At 62.2% G+C, this 16,566-nt stretch carries 16 protein-coding genes and 2 pseudogenes; 12 read left to right on the plus strand and 6 right to left on the minus strand.

All coding sequences use genetic code 11. The features are described from left to right. The first annotated feature begins 31 nt into the window (after positions 1–31). The 10 genes and pseudogenes from QNO18_RS20085 to QNO18_RS20130 all read left to right on the plus strand — a co-directional run bounded on the left by QNO18_RS20085 (position 32) and on the right by QNO18_RS20130 (position 8,770). Complete coding sequence (locus tag QNO18_RS20085; protein ID WP_283179302.1) at positions 32–664, plus strand: GntR family transcriptional regulator; 633 nt, start codon at positions 32–34, stop codon at positions 662–664. A 240-nt stretch (positions 665–904) separates the two neighbouring features. Beyond that, positions 905–2,140 (plus strand): FAD-dependent oxidoreductase, encoded by a 1,236-nt coding sequence (locus QNO18_RS20090; RefSeq protein ID WP_283179303.1) that lies wholly within the window; start codon positions 905–907, stop codon positions 2,138–2,140. Further along, complete coding sequence (locus QNO18_RS20095) at positions 2,137–2,877, plus strand: hypothetical protein (RefSeq protein WP_283179304.1); 741 nt, start codon at positions 2,137–2,139, stop codon at positions 2,875–2,877. The genes QNO18_RS20090 and QNO18_RS20095 overlap by 4 nt, the downstream gene beginning before the upstream one ends. A 109-nt stretch (positions 2,878–2,986) precedes the next feature. Further along, positions 2,987–3,760 carry a GntR family transcriptional regulator gene (locus QNO18_RS20100; protein ID WP_283179305.1) on the plus strand — a complete coding sequence of 258 codons (774 nt, stop codon included), beginning with the start codon at positions 2,987–2,989 and terminating at the stop codon, positions 3,758–3,760. A 303-nt stretch (positions 3,761–4,063) separates the two neighbouring features. Beyond that, positions 4,064–4,477 (plus strand): hypothetical protein, encoded by a 414-nt coding sequence (locus tag QNO18_RS20105; RefSeq protein ID WP_283179306.1) that lies wholly within the window; start codon positions 4,064–4,066, stop codon positions 4,475–4,477. Between the two features lie 2 nt (positions 4,478–4,479). Further along, positions 4,480–6,683: pseudogene (gene acnA / locus QNO18_RS20110) on the plus strand (aconitate hydratase AcnA). A 7-nt stretch (positions 6,684–6,690) separates the two neighbouring features. Further along, a complete protein-coding gene (locus QNO18_RS20115) occupies positions 6,691–6,948 on the plus strand; it encodes a hypothetical protein (RefSeq protein WP_283179307.1) in 258 nt (85 codons plus the stop codon). 8 nt (positions 6,949–6,956) lie between these two features. Further along, the gene (locus QNO18_RS20120; RefSeq protein ID WP_283179308.1) at positions 6,957–7,517 is read left to right on the plus strand and encodes a hypothetical protein; all 561 of its coding nucleotides are present in this window, start codon (positions 6,957–6,959) and stop codon (positions 7,515–7,517) included. Continuing rightward, positions 7,441–8,055, plus strand: coding sequence for an amidohydrolase family protein (locus QNO18_RS20125; protein WP_283179309.1), 615 nt, complete (start codon positions 7,441–7,443; stop codon positions 8,053–8,055). The genes QNO18_RS20120 and QNO18_RS20125 overlap by 77 nt, the downstream gene beginning before the upstream one ends. A 1-nt stretch (position 8,056) precedes the next feature. After that, on the plus strand, positions 8,057–8,770 hold the full coding sequence (locus QNO18_RS20130) for an isochorismatase family protein (protein ID WP_283179310.1): 714 nt from the start codon (positions 8,057–8,059) through the stop codon (positions 8,768–8,770). Here the strand turns inward: QNO18_RS20130 and QNO18_RS20135 are convergent. The 6 genes from QNO18_RS20135 to QNO18_RS20160 form a co-directional block, all read right to left on the minus strand. Next, the gene (locus tag QNO18_RS20135; protein WP_283179311.1) at positions 8,676–9,605 is read right to left on the minus strand and encodes an aminotransferase class III-fold pyridoxal phosphate-dependent enzyme; all 930 of its coding nucleotides are present in this window, start codon (positions 9,603–9,605) and stop codon (positions 8,676–8,678) included. The genes QNO18_RS20130 and QNO18_RS20135 overlap by 95 nt on opposite strands. A 295-nt stretch (positions 9,606–9,900) precedes the next feature. Next, positions 9,901–10,161, minus strand: a complete 261-nt coding sequence (locus QNO18_RS20140; protein WP_283179312.1) for a hypothetical protein — start codon at positions 10,159–10,161, stop codon at positions 9,901–9,903. After that, the gene (locus tag QNO18_RS20145; RefSeq protein WP_283179313.1) at positions 10,162–11,271 is read right to left on the minus strand and encodes an ABC transporter ATP-binding protein; all 1,110 of its coding nucleotides are present in this window, start codon (positions 11,269–11,271) and stop codon (positions 10,162–10,164) included. It lies immediately after the preceding gene. Positions 11,272–11,310: 39 nt separating this feature from the next. Beyond that, complete coding sequence (locus QNO18_RS20150; RefSeq protein ID WP_283179314.1) at positions 11,311–12,090, minus strand: ABC transporter permease; 780 nt, start codon at positions 12,088–12,090, stop codon at positions 11,311–11,313. Positions 12,091–12,093: 3 nt separating this feature from the next. Further along, positions 12,094–13,266, minus strand: coding sequence for an ABC transporter permease (locus QNO18_RS20155; protein WP_283179315.1), 1,173 nt, complete (start codon positions 13,264–13,266; stop codon positions 12,094–12,096). Positions 13,267–13,339: 73 nt separating this feature from the next. Further along, positions 13,340–14,383 (minus strand): extracellular solute-binding protein, encoded by a 1,044-nt coding sequence (locus QNO18_RS20160; RefSeq protein WP_283179316.1) that lies wholly within the window; start codon positions 14,381–14,383, stop codon positions 13,340–13,342. A 280-nt stretch (positions 14,384–14,663) separates the two neighbouring features. Here QNO18_RS20160 and QNO18_RS20165 point away from each other — a divergent pair, with 280 nt between their 5' ends. Next, positions 14,664–16,223 (plus strand): aldehyde dehydrogenase, encoded by a 1,560-nt coding sequence (locus QNO18_RS20165; RefSeq protein WP_283179317.1) that lies wholly within the window; start codon positions 14,664–14,666, stop codon positions 16,221–16,223. 229 nt (positions 16,224–16,452) lie between these two features. Further along, positions 16,453–16,551: pseudogene (locus QNO18_RS20170) on the plus strand (IS110 family transposase); the annotation flags it as partial. Between the last annotated feature and the right edge of the window lie 15 nt (positions 16,552–16,566).

Below are 16,566 nucleotides of genomic sequence, written 5' to 3' on the forward strand. Positions count from 1 at the left end.
CGAACCGGATCACAAGCCGGACTGGGACCTTATGACAGAGCCAGAACCGAAAGCAGCGGCGCTTGGCGACCGGGTGTTTCATGCTCTTCTTGAGCAGATCCATTCCGGCGCCATTCCTCCCGGCACCGAAATCCGCGAGGCACGGATTGCGGCCGAGATGGGCGTCAGCCGCGGCCCGGTGCGGGAGGCGGTGCGCCGCCTTCAGGGCCTTGAACTGATCACCCGCGAATCCTGGCAAAGGGCGCGGGTGGTTCGGCTGTCGCGTGCGGCGATGATTGATCTCTTTCAGCTGCGCGAAGCGCTGGAAGGATGCGCCGCCCGGCTTGCGGCGGAACGGATGCAGCCTTCCTCTGCACAGGCGCTGCTCGCGCAGTTTGAGCCGCTGATTGATGGCCCGGATCTGGATTTTCATGAGCTGGTCGCAGTTTCCAGCGGCAATGAGCGGCTGGTGCGGACGCTTTGCGGCGATCTTTATCACCTGCTCAAGCTCTATCGCCGCCAATCCGGCGCGGTGCCCGAGCGCAAATCCCAGGCCGCTGATGAGCATCGCGCCATCGCCGCCGCGATTGCCGCCGGAGAAGGGGATCAGGCCGAAGCCCTGATGCGCGCCCATATCCGCCTGGCGCTGGATCAGCTGCGCGCATTGCCGGACGGCGGCGCCTGAGGGCTGTTTCATTTCGGATTTCTTCAGCGCCGCAAACGGCACCTGTCCTGTTCGTTGCAGCCACCTGCCGGAACAGCGTTCAGACGTGCGGCGGCAATATCTGCCCACCGCGCAATGGCCTGATGTGAGACATCACACCGCATCAAATGTATCTTGTATGAGACATAAAGCTATGCGATAGAACTTTCCGGAGCCCAGGCTGTCCGTTTGCCCGCAACCACAAGACTGAGGAGAGTTCGGATGGCCGATGCTGCACGAGTAACGGTAATCGGAGCCGGGCCGGTAGGGCTGGCGATTGCGGTCGTGCTCAGCCGCCGCGGCACAGATTGTCTTCTGCTCGAAAAGCGCGACGGCCTCAGCACCGTGTCAAAAGCGTCGACCTTCCACCCGCCGACGCTGGAAATCTTTGGAAACTTCGGGGTTCTCGGGCCAATGCTCGAGAAGGGGCGCAAGGCGACCCATATCCAGTATCGCGATCCCGACGGTGTGTTTGCCGAATTCGACCACGCGCTGCTGGAGGCCGACACCCCCTATCCTTTCCGCCTGCATCTGGAGCAATCGGCGATCACGCCACTGATGGCGGATATCGTGCGCGGCTCGGGCCATGGCGAAATCCGCTTCGGTGCAGAGCTGCAAAGTCTTGAAACGCTGGAAGACGGGGTGCGCGTCGGCTGGTCTGATGCGGATGGCGCCGTTCATCATCATGACTGTGACTTCGTGGTGGGGGCCGATGGCGCCAGCAGCACGGTGCGCGATCTTCTGGGTCTGGAGCTGGAGGGTATCCACTATCCGGGCCGGGTGCTGCGGCTTGTCAGCACCGACCCGATTGAAGACTACCTCCCCGGGATCGGTCAGATCAGCTATGTTTTCGACCGTGACAACCGCTCGGTCAGCCTCTTGCAAATGCCCGATTGCTGGCGGCTCATCATCCGCCTGCCTGCCGGGTTTGACGAGGATGAAGTGGTCAGACCGGAATGGTATATGGAAGAATTGCACCATTTCCTGCCGATGCTGCCCGAGCGTCTCACCCTGCGCAGCCATGATATCTATGGCGCGCGGAAGATGCTGGCCTCCAGCCATGGCAATGACCGGGTTTTCCTGATTGGCGATGCGCTGCATCTGACCAATACACGCGGTGGCATGAATATGAATTGCGGCATCCATGATGCCTGGGTGCTGGGACATGCGATTGCCGATGCGCTGGAAAGCGGCCAGCCGGGGCTTGCCGAAGCGGCAGCGATTGCGAGGCGCCGCGTCGCGGAAGAAGAACTGCTGCCCCGCACCGACCGCAATGTCGCGGGCGGCCCAGGATGGCTTGACGAAGTGCGCCGCCGTGCCGCCAGCCCGGAAAACGCGCGGGAAATGCTGGTGCGAACCACCATGCTCGACATGGCACCACCGCGTGACGCCCAAAACCTTCAGCCGGACACCCGGATGACACCCGCACAGACCATCCAGCCGGAGACCGCAAAATGACCGTCGCAGCCGATCTTCTCGCCCCCGCCGCCCGTGTTGGCGTGATGGTGCCCCCCGCCAATCCGACGGTTGAACCCGAGCTGCGCTTCCTGCTTCCCGAAACCGTCGGCCTGCATGTGACCCGCTTTCCCGTGCGCCCCGGCACGACGCTCGAAGAGCGCAACCAGGCCTATCTTGACCAGTATCCGCAGCGTCTGGGCGATTTCGGCTCGATCACGCTGGGCGCGACAGCCATTGGCCTGACCGGCCCGTCTTACCGGCTGTTGCCCGAGGGCGATATCGCGCAATGTGACCGCCTTTCGGCCCAGGCAGGTCATCCGGTCGCGACGGCCAGCCTCGCGATCCTGCGCGCACTTGAGGCCCTGAAGGCAAAGCGGATCGCCCTCGTCTCGCCTTATCCTGCCTGGCTCACGGAAAAGGCCACCGCCTTCTGGACGGCCTTTGGCTGCGAGGTGACCCAGATTGTCCCGATCTCGGAAGAGTTCCGCGCTTACGAGCTGACGACAGATGAGGTCGCGGCCGCCCTTGGCCGGGTGGATCACAGCGGCGCGGATGCCGTGGTGATGAGCGGCACCGGCATGATCACCGTGCCCGCCGGGCTTGCGGTCGCTGACAGCGGCCTGCCCTTCCTGTCTTCCAACCTCTGCACCGCATGGTGGTTGCTGAAGACGCTCAATATCGCGCCGGGTGAAAACATGAAGCGCGCTGCCCCCGAGCTTGCGCAAACCATTGGCTGAACGGCCACACCAGACTGGACGCAAGCCCCTGTGCGGCCTATAGCTTCTGGCAACGCGGTGCAGGATCCACAGTAAAGCAATGATGACACAAGCCCGACAAAGCAGGGATTTGCAGGACATCATTCCGCTGTATTTCCGGATCTTCCTGGTGCTGGATCAGCAGATTCGCGCCGGAACCTGGGGCGAGGGCGAGGTCATGCCCTCCGAACAGGAGCTTGCAGCTGAATATGGCGTCTCGCGGGTGACGGTGCGCAAGACCATGGCCCTTCTCGAAGAGGCCAGTCTGATCACCCGCCATCGCGGGCGCGGCACCTTTGTCAATCCGGAGGTGCTGGACCGTGGCCCCGGAGACGGCATCAGCGGCTTCAAAGACAATATTCGGGAGTTTGAGGAAACCACGGCGGTTGAACTGCATGAATTCGCCAAAGTGGATATTCCGAATGATCTGGCCCGGGAAACCGGTCAGGCGCTGAACGGTCCCGCGCTCAGGATCCGGCGCACCCGTCGCCGCGGCGAGGTGCCGTTTTCACATTCCGTCGTCTATGTTTTCCCCCCGGAATCGGACCTGCTTTCCGAAGAATCGCTTGGAAACCGCACGGTGGTTGCAGCGCTGGAAGAACAGGGTTTTGTCTTTTCCCATGCAGAACAACGCCTGACTGCCGTTGCCGCCGATCCAGAACTGGCCGGCCATCTTGGCATGGCACCCGGCGCGCCGCTGATCTGTATGCGCCGCACCGTTTTCGACAGTACCGGGCGCCTCGTGGAATTTCTGCGGATCTTCTACAATCCCGAGCTGTTTGAATACCGGGTAAGCCTGTCGCGCGAACAGGGCGAAAGCCAGACGCCGCAATGGGTCCGGCGTGGCCAGGACTTCGCATCCTGACGGGCTCTTCTGCTTCTTCCTGACATCCCGCGAATTTCCGGTCTCAGCGGCGCCCGGTAGCCCCGCCCTTGCGCCAGGCCGCACACCCCCACATGCGAAACCGAACAGATGTGCCAGGCCCCCAGACAGGGGCCTGCTCGTTGCCAGACGGTGTGCCCGGCTTCTTCCCCTGTGATCCGGATGCAGCATACCAGATGTCGCGCCGTTCTCTTTGGCCATATTTGTTTTATTGTATTCTTTATAATACAACTTTCTTGACAGTTTTCGCGATCTGCACCATAATGGCGTCAGGAGAGCAGAGGCATGAGCATTACCCAGATTTCCGAGGACCGCGCCGATGGGCGACAGGCCTCTGTTGCAGCAGAACTGGCGAGGCTCGTCGCCACACGAACCGCACCGCTGCCCTATTCATTGCGGATCGTCCTTGAGAACCTGATCCGCAACAGCCCGACCGACGAGCGTGCCCTGATCCTTGAGGTCGCCGCCTGGAGACCGGGGGCCCCGGGTCTCGTGGTGCCTCTGGCGGTCGACCGGGTGGTGCTGCCCGATTCCAGCGGCTTGCCGGTGCTGATGGACTTCGCCGCCTTACGCGATGCGCTGTTGCGCGAGGGCGGCGACCCGGCCCGCGCCGAGCCACAGATCCAGTGCGACCTTGTGGTGGATCATTCGCTGATCGTCGATCAGGCCGGGCACCCGGGGCGATGCAGCATAATCTGAAGATGGAATTCCGCCGCAATGCCGAGCGCTACACGGTCTTTCGCTGGGCGCAGCGGGCCTTTGAAAAGCTGCGGGTTATCCCGCCTGGTATGGGCATCATCCACCAGGTGCATCTGGAACATCTCGCGCGGGTCGTCACGGAGGACGGGCATCCGGAATTCGTGCTGGGCTGCGATTCCCACACCCCGATGATCAATGCCCTCGGCGTGCTTGGCTGGGGCGTTGGCGGTATTGATGCCGAGGCCGCCCTTGTCGGCGAACGCTACCGCGTCACGATCCCGCGCGTCACCGGTGTGAAGCTGACCGGCGCGCTGAGGCCGGGTGTCACCACGACCGACCTGGTTCTGACCCTGACGCAGCGCCTTCGCGCGTTGAATGTCGTAGGGGCCTTTGTCGAATTTACCGGCCAGGGGCTTGATCACCTCGCGGTCCCGGAACGCGCGACCCTGTGCAATATGGCGCCGGAATATGGGGCGACCTGCGGCTATTTTCCGATCGACCGCCTGACCCTCGACTATCTGCGTCAGACGGGCCGCGACGAGGAGCATATCGCTCAGGTCGAAGCCGTTGCGCGCCGCCTCGGCCTGTTTCGCGACAACGGGGCGCCGGAGCCGGAATTTTCCGACCTGCTTGAGATTGATCTGTCCGAGGTCGAGCCCTCGCTTGCGGGACCGCGCCGCCCGCAGGACAGACTGGCTCTGTCACAGGTCGCGGATGCGTTTCGTGCGGGGCTTTCTCTCCCCGCATCGGCGGGCGGGTTCGAGGCCGGGCCGCATCCCGATCATGGCCGCCTGGCCATTGCGGCGATCACCTCCTGCACCAATACGTCCAACCCGACGCTGATGCTGGGCGCAGGGCTTCTGGCCCGTGCCGCGGTCGCGCGCGGGCTGAGAACCGCAAAAGGCGTGAAGACCTCGATGGCGCCGGGCTCGCGGGTCGCGCTCAGCTACCTCGGAGCGGCCGGGCTTCTCAAACCGCTGGATGAGCTGGGCTTTCATACGGTCGGCTTTGGCTGCACCACCTGTTCCGGCAAGTCTGGCCCGATTGACCCCGGCATCCAGCACCAGGTCAGCGCGGAGGGCATGGTCGCCACTGCAGTGCTGTCCGGCAACCGCAATTTTGAAGGCCGCACCCATAAGGCCGTCCAGGCCGCCTATCTCGCCTCGCCGCCGCTGGTTGTGGCCTATGCGCTGGCAGGACGGATCGACATTGACCTGACGCGTGAGCCGCTGGGCCACGATCAGGCGGGTAAGCCGGTTTATCTTGCCGATATCTGGCCGGGCGAAGAGGAACTGGCGGCGCTCAGTGCAACGGCGCTCCGCCCGGATGATTATCGTCAGAACTACGCAACGATCGCGCAGGGCACCGAGGAATGGCAGGCGCTGGAGACACCGGAGGGCCCGTTCTTCCACTGGGATAAGGCATCGGCCTATATCTCCCGCCCACCCTTCTTTGACGCGGATTTCCTGGAAACCCGTCGCTCAGTTCCGGACCGTCTCGATGCGGCCCGCGCACTGGCGGTTTTTGGCGACAGCCTGACCACGGACCATGTGACCCCATCGGGCGAGATCACCGCAGATACGCTTGCCGGTGAGTATCTGGCCAGCCTGGGCGTGCCGGTCAGCGCCTTCAACGCCTATACGCAGCGGCGCGGCAATCATGAGGTTATGGCCCGGGCGACCTTTGCCAATCCGCGCATCCGCAACCGCCTTGTCAGCCGTCCGGGCGGCTGGACCCGTCACCTGCCCGAAGGCGCAGAGATGCCGATCCATACCGCTGCCATGCGCTACCGCGCGGCTTCGGTTCCAACGATCATCCTCGCCGGGCGCGATTATGGCATGGGGTCCAGCCGCGACTGGGCCGCGAAAGGCCCGGCTTTGCTGGGGTCTCGCTGGTGATGGCACAGAATTACGAACGCATTCACCGCTCTAACCTGATCGGCATGGGGATCCTTCCCGCGCTGTTCCAGGAGGGCGAGAGCCATGAAAGCCTCGGGCTGAGCGGTGAGGAAAGCTTTGCCATTGACGGCCTTCACGCGGCGATCAGGACCGGAGATCCGATCCGCGTCACCGCCACCGCGCCGGATGGCAGCGAGATCCGCTTCAGCCTGACCGCCGATCTTCACGGTGCCGATGAGCGGGCGCTACTGGCCGCCGGTGGTATCTTCCCGCGGCTGTTTGACCGCCTGCTTGCCCCTGTCTCCTGAGGTTTCGATGCATTTTGACCTGATCCTGAAAAACGGAACCCTCGTGATCCCCGGCACCGGCCTTGTCGACGCCTCGGTCGCGGTCACCGGCGGGCGCATTGCCGCGCTGCTGGCGCCGGGCGAGAGCGCGACGGCCGTCCGTGTGATCGACTGCAAGGGAAAACACGTCTTCCCCGGCGTGATCGACCCCCATACCCATATCGGCTTTGGCGCAAAAGAAGCCGACTTCCTGACCGAGAGCCGGTCCGCCGCGCTTGGCGGGTGACCGGGATGATGACCTTCCACCGCTCGGACGATCTGGCGCAGTCGACCGGACCGTGGCGCGAGGCGGGTGAAGCGCGCTCGATCATTGATTTCGGGTTTCATTTCGGGGTCACCAGCCGCGCCCATGTCGAGACGCTGGCAGAGAATGCGGCGCGGTTCGGGGTGACCTCGATCAAGGTCTATCTGATGTATAAGGGCGCCGCCGGGGCCGCCAAAGGCTTTGGCGAGGTCGATGACGCATTGCTGTTCCGCGCGCTGCAGGCCGGGGCAAAGATCCCTGGCGCCGTGGTAGGCGTGCATTGCGAGAATACCGAAGTCATTCCCGTCTTCCGCGAACCGCTGCGCGAGGCCGGGCGCGACGATCTGAGAGCCTGGATGAACAGAGCCCCGGCTTTCTGGAAACCGAGAACGTCTTCCGCGTCTGCTGGTTTGGCGAGAAAACCGGCTGCCCGGTCAATATCGTGCATATGTCTGCCGGGAAAGCCTCGACATCGTGCGCCGTCTGCGCCGGCCCGACAGGGCACCGATCCATGTCGAGACCTGCGCGCATTACCTCTCGCTCTCGCATGACGATGCCAGCGGAGCCCTGGCCAAGGTGAACCCGCCCCTGCGGTCGCAGGCCGATATCGACGCGCTTTGGGAAGGGGTGCGGCTGGGCGAGATCAGCACCATCGGATCTGACCATGTGCCCCGCAAAGCCGCGACCAAAGACGGCGGCATCTGGACTGCGAGCGCAGGTTTCCCGGGGATCGCGACGCTCTTGCCGGTCTTGCTGGACGAGGGCTGGCACCGGCGCGGCGTCGGTCTGGACGTGCTGGCGGCGGCAACCAGCGCGAATGTGGCGGATCTTTACAATCTGGCGGGCCGGGGCCGTATCGCACCGGGTTACAGCGCCGATTTCGCAATTGTCAATCTGGATGGCGAGACGCTGGTCGATCCGGACCAGCTGGAATCGCATTCCGACTATACGCCCTGGGCCGGGCGCAAACTGAAAGGGGCGGTAACCGCAACCGTCCTGAAAGGCCGGCTGATTGCCGAGGGCGGCAAGGTCCTGCCCGGCATCGAGGCCGGCGGTGAATACATTTTCAGAACTGCAGGGAAAGCGTGAAATGACGGAACGGGTCTGGGATAAATTCCTCACCGAACATGACAAGGAAATCTACCAGCTCGCCGGATATGGCAAGCGCGGCGGATTTGGCAAACGGCCCGCGCTTTTCATCATCGACGTGCAGTATAATTTCTGTGGCGACGAACCCGGTGAATCGCAGATTGAGGGCGTGAAGAAATACCGCACCCATTGCGGCCCGGCGGGCTGGGAAGCGGTAAACCGGATCGAGCCGCTGCTGAAGATGGCGCGCGAAAAGAACCTGCCGGTGTTCTATACGCAGTCAGAGCGGCGCCCCGATATGCTCGACAGCGGTGTTCAGGTCGGCAAGAACCACCGTGGTGGCGAAAAGACCTCGACCGAAGGCAGCCATGCGACCCAGACCGTCGCGCCGCTTGCGCCGCAGCCGCAGGATATCCTGATCGGCAAGCGCAAACCCTCGGCCTTTTTCGGCACGCTCTTCATGAGCCACCTGAATTTCCTTGATGTCGATACGCTGATCATGACCGGCTGCACGACATCTGGCTGTCTGCGGGCGACCACGGTTGACGCGTATTCCTACAATTTCAAGGTGATCATACCGGAGGAAACCGCCTTCGACCGTTTCGAGGCGAGCCATGCGATCAACCTCTTCGACATGAACTGCAAATATGCCGATGTGATCCCCACCGCCGAGGTGCTGGACTATATGAAGGGTCTGCCCCGCCGCGAGGTCTGATGGCTGCGCGTCCGCGCTTAAAACACGAAAGGCGGCCCTGATACAGGCCGCCTTTTTTCTTGCTTGTCGCGGTGCAGGCCGCGTGTTCAGGCGGTTCGACCGGAGGCAAAGGCAATGGCCCTGGTAACAGCCGCTTTGGTGAGGGCAATGTCGTCATCCGAATGCGTCGCCGAAAGATAAAGAAGCCCTCGCGAGATGGTCTGCACACCTGCAAGCAACAGCTCGCCACAGAAAGCTGCGGTCGCGGCGCGGTCGATCCGCGCAGATCACCAAGGCCCGAGACCTGATCAATCCCGAGGAAGATCTGCAACGCAGAGCCGGTACGCGCCACCGAAAGCGGCAATCCCGCCTCGCGGGCGGTCTCGCGGATATGGGCTTCGAGATCCGCGCCCTGCGCTTCCATGCGCGGGAATATTTCATCCTGGCGCGCGATCAGTTCGCGGATACAGGCCACAGCGGCCGCAACTGACACCGGATTGCCATTGAAGGTGCCACGATGCAGCATCCGGCCCGAGGCCACCGGCTCCATCGCAGCGCGGCTGCCGGCGACAGCGCTGATCGGGAACCCCGCCCCCATCGCCTTGCCGATCACTGAGAGATCAGGCGTCACACCTACCAGCGCCTGCGCGCCGCCGGTCCCCAGCCGGTACCCCGAAATCACCTCGTCGAAAATCAGCGCCACGCCCTTTTCGCGTGTCAGGTCGCGCAGCCCCTCAAGGTAGCCGGCCGGCGGCATGAAACAGCCGCCATTGATCGCAACAGGCTCAAGGATAACGGCGGCGAATGTGTCATCCAGCACCGCGCGCAGCTGATCCAGATTGCCCCAGTCCAGCACCGTGACCGAAGCGGCCGCTGCCGGGTCCTGGCCCAGCGTATCCGGCCCGTCATTGCCCGCATACCCGCAATCTGGATCGTATCGAACCAGCCATGATAATTGCCGCGAAACTTCACGATCCGCGTGCGCCCAGTCGCAGCGCGGGCAATCCTCAGCGCCAGCTGGATCGCCTCAGAACCCGAGCTGGCAAAGGCGCTGACTTCAGCCGAGGGGAGCGTCTGTGCGATCAGCTCACCCAGCTCCGCCTCGCCCTGGTGGATGGTCGCGGTCCTGAGCCCGAGATCTAGCGAAGACTTTACCGCCCGATCACCCCTTGCGGACTGTGCCCGAGGATCAGCGGCCCATAGCCAAGCGCGTAATCGATGAAACGCGCACCGGAAATATCCCACAGATGCGCGCCTTCGGCGCGGGCCGCCACCAGTGGCGCCGGCAACTGGCGTCCTCTCGGGGTCGAGGAGCAGCCAAAGGCAACAGTTTTCAGCGCGCGGGCGCGGTGTTCACGGGCAGCGGTTACAAAAGCGGGCTCTGCCATGGTCACCTCGTTTCGAATATTCATTTACCGCACCTTCTCATCTGTCGCGAAAGTCAGCGCACGAATGGCTTTCCAGCTGATTGCAACGTCATCACCCGCTGCCGGACGTTTCTTGCCAAGACCACGCGGCACATAGGCGGTCATGGGGCCGATCCCTGCGACCTCCATCACCGCGCGGAAATGGTCGCCGTGGTAAATCACATCGCGGATATGGGCGGCGAAGCGGTTCGGGGCGCCCTCTTCCGCCCCAAGCCGGATATGTTCGGGGCGCACCAGCACCTGCACATCCGCGCCGTCCGACTGGGATCCGGTCGCGGTTGTCAGGATTTCGGTGCCTGCCGCTGTCCGCACCGTCACGGTATCAGCATCTCTGCCGCTGACCTTGCCGGTGATGACGTTATTCTCGCCCATGAACCGGGCGACAAAAGCGGTCTGGGGCCGGTCATAGACCTCATCCGGCGGGCCGATATGCTGAATGCGGCCCTCATTGAAGATCGCGACCCGGTCCGACATTGTCAGCGCCTCGGACTGGTCATGCGTCACGTAAAGCATGGTGAGGCCCAGCTTTTCATGCAGCTCGCGGATCTCAAGCTGCATATGTTCGCGCAGTTGCTTGTCAAGCGCGCCCAGCGGCTCATCCAGCAAGACCATCTTCGGCTCGAACACCAGCGCGCGCGCGAGGGCAACCCTTTGCTGCTGGCCGCCCGAAAGCTGCACCGGACGGCGATCCGCCACCTTGTCGAGCCGGATCATATCCAGCGCCCGGTTCACCCGCGCCTCGATCTCATGCTTTGCGAATTTGTGCATCCGGAGCGGAAAGGCCAGGTTTTGCGCCACGGTCATATGCGGAAACAGCGCATAATTCTGGAAGACCATGCCGAAATTGCGGGCATAGGTCGGGGTTTCGTTGATGCGCTTGCCGTCAAAGATCACTTCGCCCGAGGACGGTTTCTCAAAGCCCGCAAGCATCATCAGGGTGGTTGTCTTGCCCGATCCCGAAGGGCCGAGCAACGTCAGAAACTCGCCTTCGGCAATGTCGAGATTCAGGTGATCGACCACCTGGACAGAGCCGTCATAGCTCTTGCACACATCACGAAAACGGACGAACGGCTGAGAGGGGTCTTGGGAAGACATAGGCATTTCCTGACGGCTGTGGCCGGTGAGAACGAAGAACTAGCGGCGGATGCTTTCGCTGCGGGCGCGAACGACTTCCGCAACGATCAGCATGGCGGTTGAGAAGAGGATCATCAGCACCGCTGCCGCCGCGATGGTCGGGCTGAGCATTTCGCGCAGACCAGAGAACATCTGGCGCGGCAGGGTGAGCTGTTCCGGCCCGGAAAGGAAGATCGCGATGATCAGTTCGTCAAACGACGTGGCGAAAGCAAAGATCGCCCCGGCAATGACACCCGGCATGATCATCGGCAGCACCACCTCGACAAAGGCCGTGAAAGGGCCAGCGCCGAGCGACATTGCTGCGCGCAACAGCGAGTTGTCGAAGGTCTGTACGGCCGCCAGCACGGTGATCACCACATAGGGCGCTGCGATGATTGTATGGGCGATGATCAGACCCGTGCGCGAGTTGGTCAGCCCCACCGTGGCAAAGCCGAAGAACAGCGATGAGGCGATGACGATGGTCGGCACCACCATCGGCAAAGACAGCGTTGCGATCACGATTTTCTTGCCGCGAAACTCGGACATATGCAGGCCGAAGGCCGCCAGAGTGCCCAGCGTGGTGGCGAGGAACATGGTGGCGATGCCGATGACAAAGCTGTTCCATGTTGCAAGCAGCCAGCGCGGCGAATGGAAGAAATCCTCGTACCAGCGCAGCGACCAGCCCGGGGTCGGCAGCGTCAGCACCTCGCCCGATGAAAAGGAAAGCGGGAAAATCACGAGGATCGGCAGCACCAGAAAGGCAAAGACGAAGATCGCGAAGATACGGATTGCAAGCATCATGGCTCAGCTCTTTCCCTTGCCCAGCGAGGGCATCAGCCGCCCTGCCACCAGCAGGATCAGCCCGGTAAAGAGCAAAAGCAGGAAGGAAAGCGCCGCCGCCATGCCCTGGTTGATCGTGTTATTGGTGAAATAGTCGATATAGTAGCCAATCATCTGATCAGTGATGCCGCCGACCAGCGCGGGTGTGATGTAAAAGCCCACGGAGAGCATGAAGACGATCAGCGCACCGGCACTGAGACCAGGCAGCGTCAACGGCAGGTAGATCAGCAGAAACTGTTGCCAGGGCTTCGCCCCGAGCGAGGCACCCGCCCGAACATAGTCACCTTTGATCCGCGCCATGACGCTCAGCAGCGGCAGGATGAAGAAGGGCAGCAGCACATGGACCATCGCGATATAGACCGCTGGCCTTGTGAAAATGATCGCCTTCGGCTCCGAGATCAGACTGGCCGCGCTCAGCAGACCGTTAATCACGCCCTCGCGCTGCAACAGGATGAACCATGCGGTCGAGCGCACGAGGATCGAGATCCAGAACGGGATCAGCACGCACATCATCGCTATCGCCTTGCCACGCCCCGTGAGGGTCGAGAGATACCAGGCGGCGGGATAGCCAATCACCACGGTAATCAGGGTCACCGCCGCGCTGATGAGGAAGGTGCGCAGAAACAGGCTGCGAAAGATTGCCTGATCCTCGCTGACCGGCACTATGGCGCCGTTGTCATTATAGCGCAGATCCAGCGCCCGCAGCACATAAGTGGCGGTATAGGGGCTGCCATGGAGTTTCAGCAGCCGCCAGATCTGTGGCTTCCCCCATTCCGGGGCAATTTCAGGAAGCGAGGTCGCGAAAGGCGCCTCCAGCTTATCCGCCCCGGACCGGGTCTTTGTCAGCGTCGACCGCAGCCCGGTCGATTCAAAATTCAGCCGCCGCGTTAACGCCCCGAAAGCGCGATTGTCGAGCCCTGCCCCCATATCGGCGACAAGCGCCGCGAAGGCCTCTTCGGAGGGCATCCCCTCACCGTCCCAGGCGTCAAGCGCCAGAGTCGTGCGCGGCAGGGCGATGCTTATTTCGGGGCTGTCAAAGGCCCGTTTGATCGAAACCCCGATCGGAATGACGAAGCCGATCAGGATCAGCAATAAAAGTGGCGCAATCAGCAGCCATGAAACGGTCGTTTTGTTCACTTCGCCACCCGCGCCCCGCAGTCAGTTCTGGCAGGCGCGTCCTGAAGCGCGCGCCTGCCGGTTCATTCAGTGTTCAGCGCGCAGCCCAGGCCGCGAACCGCGCTTCCAGATCCTCACCATGGATAACCCAGAATTCGGTATTGATCCGAAGGCCTTCATCGGTGTGGTTCAGAACCATACCCGGATTGCTTTCGCGGATGACCGGATCCTCGTTCACCTCTTTGTTCGCCGGCGAGATTGGCCAGATTTTCGCCTGTTCGCGCAACGGGCCGACATCTGTGATCCAGTCCAGCATCTTCATCGCCTCATCTTTCTTCGGCGAACCGGCGACCACTGCCCAGTAATCGACCGAATAGATCAGCGTGTTCCAGTCGAGCTGGTAGTCTTTCTTGTCTTCGCTCATCGCACGCAGGATACGACCGGTGAAGGCCAGCGCGAAGTCGACCTCGCCGCTGCCGACGAATTGCAAAGGCTGCGCGCCGGTATTCCACCAGACGACATGGCCTTTCAGCGTATCAAGCCTGGCGAAAGCACGGGCCACGCCCTCTTCCGTGGCGAGAACCTCGTAGACTTCGGCAGACGGCACGCCATCCGCGAGCAGCGCCGCCTCAAGCGTCATCTGAGCGGTAGAGCGCAGTGAACGCTTGCCGGGGAATTTCTCAACATCGAAGAACTCCGCGAAGCTTTGCGGTCCGGCGGCATGTTTCGACTTGTCATAGAAGACAGCCGCGCCCCAGCCCGCGCCGCCAACCCCACATTCCAGTGCGGTTCCGTCGATGAACTTATCTTTTTTAACAATATCATAGTCGACGGCCTCGAAGATCCCGTCTTCACAGCCGCGCAACAGTTCCGGCTCGCCGATCATCTGGATGTCTTCGGTGACCTGACCGGCTTCGACCATGGAATAGATCTTGGCCAGCTCGCCATCGGACGCATCATCCTTGACCTTGATTCCCGTCGCCTCGGTAAAGCTCTTGAACAGCGTCTCGCGCGCCGCATCCTGATAGCCACCGCCCGGCCCGATGATCACAAGGTCGCGCGCCTGCGCCCCTGCAGCAAAGCCGAGTGCCAGCGGCAATGCCAGCAGGACGGAGTTCCGGAGCCTCTTTTCTCTCATTTTGGTCACTCTCCTGTCAGAGGGCAGGCGACACACCGGCCCATTATCGCTATCCGGAATCAGGCGCTTTCTGCGGTCATCAGGTCGCATGGCGCCGGATAGTTTATATAGTAGCAATAATAATACATTTATGTATTTGGCAAGCAGATTTTGCTTCGGGCATGTCGCCAGCCTGCGGAAGCGGCCATGACAGCAGAGACAGCATCTTGCAGGGCAGATATATCTTAAGCTATATTGTAGCCACTATAATACATTTGCCACGCAAAACAGGACGGTTGCCATGCCTCTCTCCGACCCGACCGGGCCCTTCCAGCCGCAGGCCGCCAATCCCGCCATCCGTCCGACCCCGGCCCGCGATGGCATTGTCGAATACCAGCTCTATATCGACGGCGCCTTCACGCCCGCAGCTTCGGGCGGCCGAATCGAATCGACCGATCCGGTCTCTGGCAAAGTCTGGTCCACCATCGCCCGCGCCCAGAATGAGGATGTCGACCGCGCCGTCATGGCCGCCCATCGCGCGTTCAACGATCCCGCCTGGCGTGGACTTTCTGCCACGGCGCGCGGCGCGCTGCTGCGCAAGCTCGGCGATCTGATTGCTGAAAACGCCGCCTGGCTTGCCCAGTTGGAGATGAAGGATAACGGCAAGCTGATTGCCGAGCTGACCGTCCAGATGAGCTACCTGCCGAATTACTACTATTACTATGGCGGCATGGCGGACAAATTGCAGGGCGCAACCATCCCGACCGACAAGCCCGGGGTAATCAACTACACGCGCTATGAACCCCTGGGCGTCGTAGCCTGTATAATGCCCTGGAACTCGCCCCTGCCCCTGATGAGCTTTAAGCTCGCGGCGGCGCTTGCGGCGGGGAATACTGTGGTGCTGAAACCGTCGGAATTCACCTCGGCCTCGACGCTGGAATTCGCGAAACTGGTAGAGCTGGCCGGCTTCCCGAAAGGTGTGGTCAATGTGGTGACCGGCTATGGCCACGAGATGGGCGAGGCCCTTGTCGCGCATCCGAAGGTCGAGCGCATCGCCTTTACCGGTGGGCCGGTCGCAGGGCGGATCATCAACGAACAGGCCGCCCGCGCCATGAAACGGGTCACGCTGGAGCTGGGCGGCAAATCTCCGAACATCATCTTCGAGGATGCCGATCTGGATCAGGCGATCAAAGGTGCGGTTGCAGGGATCTTTGCGGCCTCAGGCCAGACCTGCGTGGCAGGTTCGCGCCTGTTGCTGCAGCGGTCCATCCATGATCGCTTTGTGGAAAGGCTGGTGGACTTCCTGAAGGATATCCGCTTCGGCCACCCATCGAACCCCGACACCCAGATCGCGCCGATCTCAACCGCGCCGCAGCTGGCAAAGATCGAGGAATATGTCGCCATCGCCACCGCCGAGGGCGCAAAGCTGGTGCGCGGCGGAAAACGTGCCGCTGTCGCAGACTGGCCCAACGGGCTGTTCTATGAACCCACGATTTTCACCGACGTGAAAAATTCGATGCGGATCGCGCAGGAAGAAGTCTTCGGCCCCGTCCTTTCGATCATCCCGTTTGAAGATGAGGAAGAGGCAGTGCAGATCGCCAATGACACCATCTTCGGTCTGGCCGCAGGGGTCTGGACCCGCGACCTCGCCCGCGGTCTGCGCATGACGGAAAAGATCCGTGCCGGCACGGTCTGGGTGAACAACTACCGCTCCACCTCGATCACCTCGCCCTTTGGTGGCTTTGGGATGAGCGGCATCGGTCGCGAGGGGGGCATGACCGGCATCATGGAATATGTTGAACTGAAAAGTGTCTGGCTCTCGACGGGGGTTGAAATCCCGAACCCCTTCATCCGCCGCTGATCCGGTCAGCCCGCCCGCCGGATCGACATATTTCGACAGGCACCGCCTGGGCAAACCGCATGGTTTGCTCAGGCGCGTGGAGCCTTCACTGATGACTGTTCGAAATCATGCGTTGCCAGCTGAGACCAGGCCGCGGACGCTGCAACCCCCTTCAATCCGGGCGTTGTGACCGGCACGAGATATCGGCCTGCTGGTGGCGCCGAAACGGCGAAGCGCTCGCAGACCCTGCCGGCGAGGCTGCGGCTTCGCCGTCTGGCCTGGACCTGTTCCACGTCAGCACTCCTTCGGAGAGCAGGAGCGATTGGGACGGATCACAAAAACAGGTCAGGCGGAAACCAACCCC

It is taken from the genome of Gemmobacter sp. 24YEA27 (genome assembly GCF_030052995.1).
Taxonomy (GTDB): domain Bacteria; phylum Pseudomonadota; class Alphaproteobacteria; order Rhodobacterales; family Rhodobacteraceae; genus Pseudogemmobacter.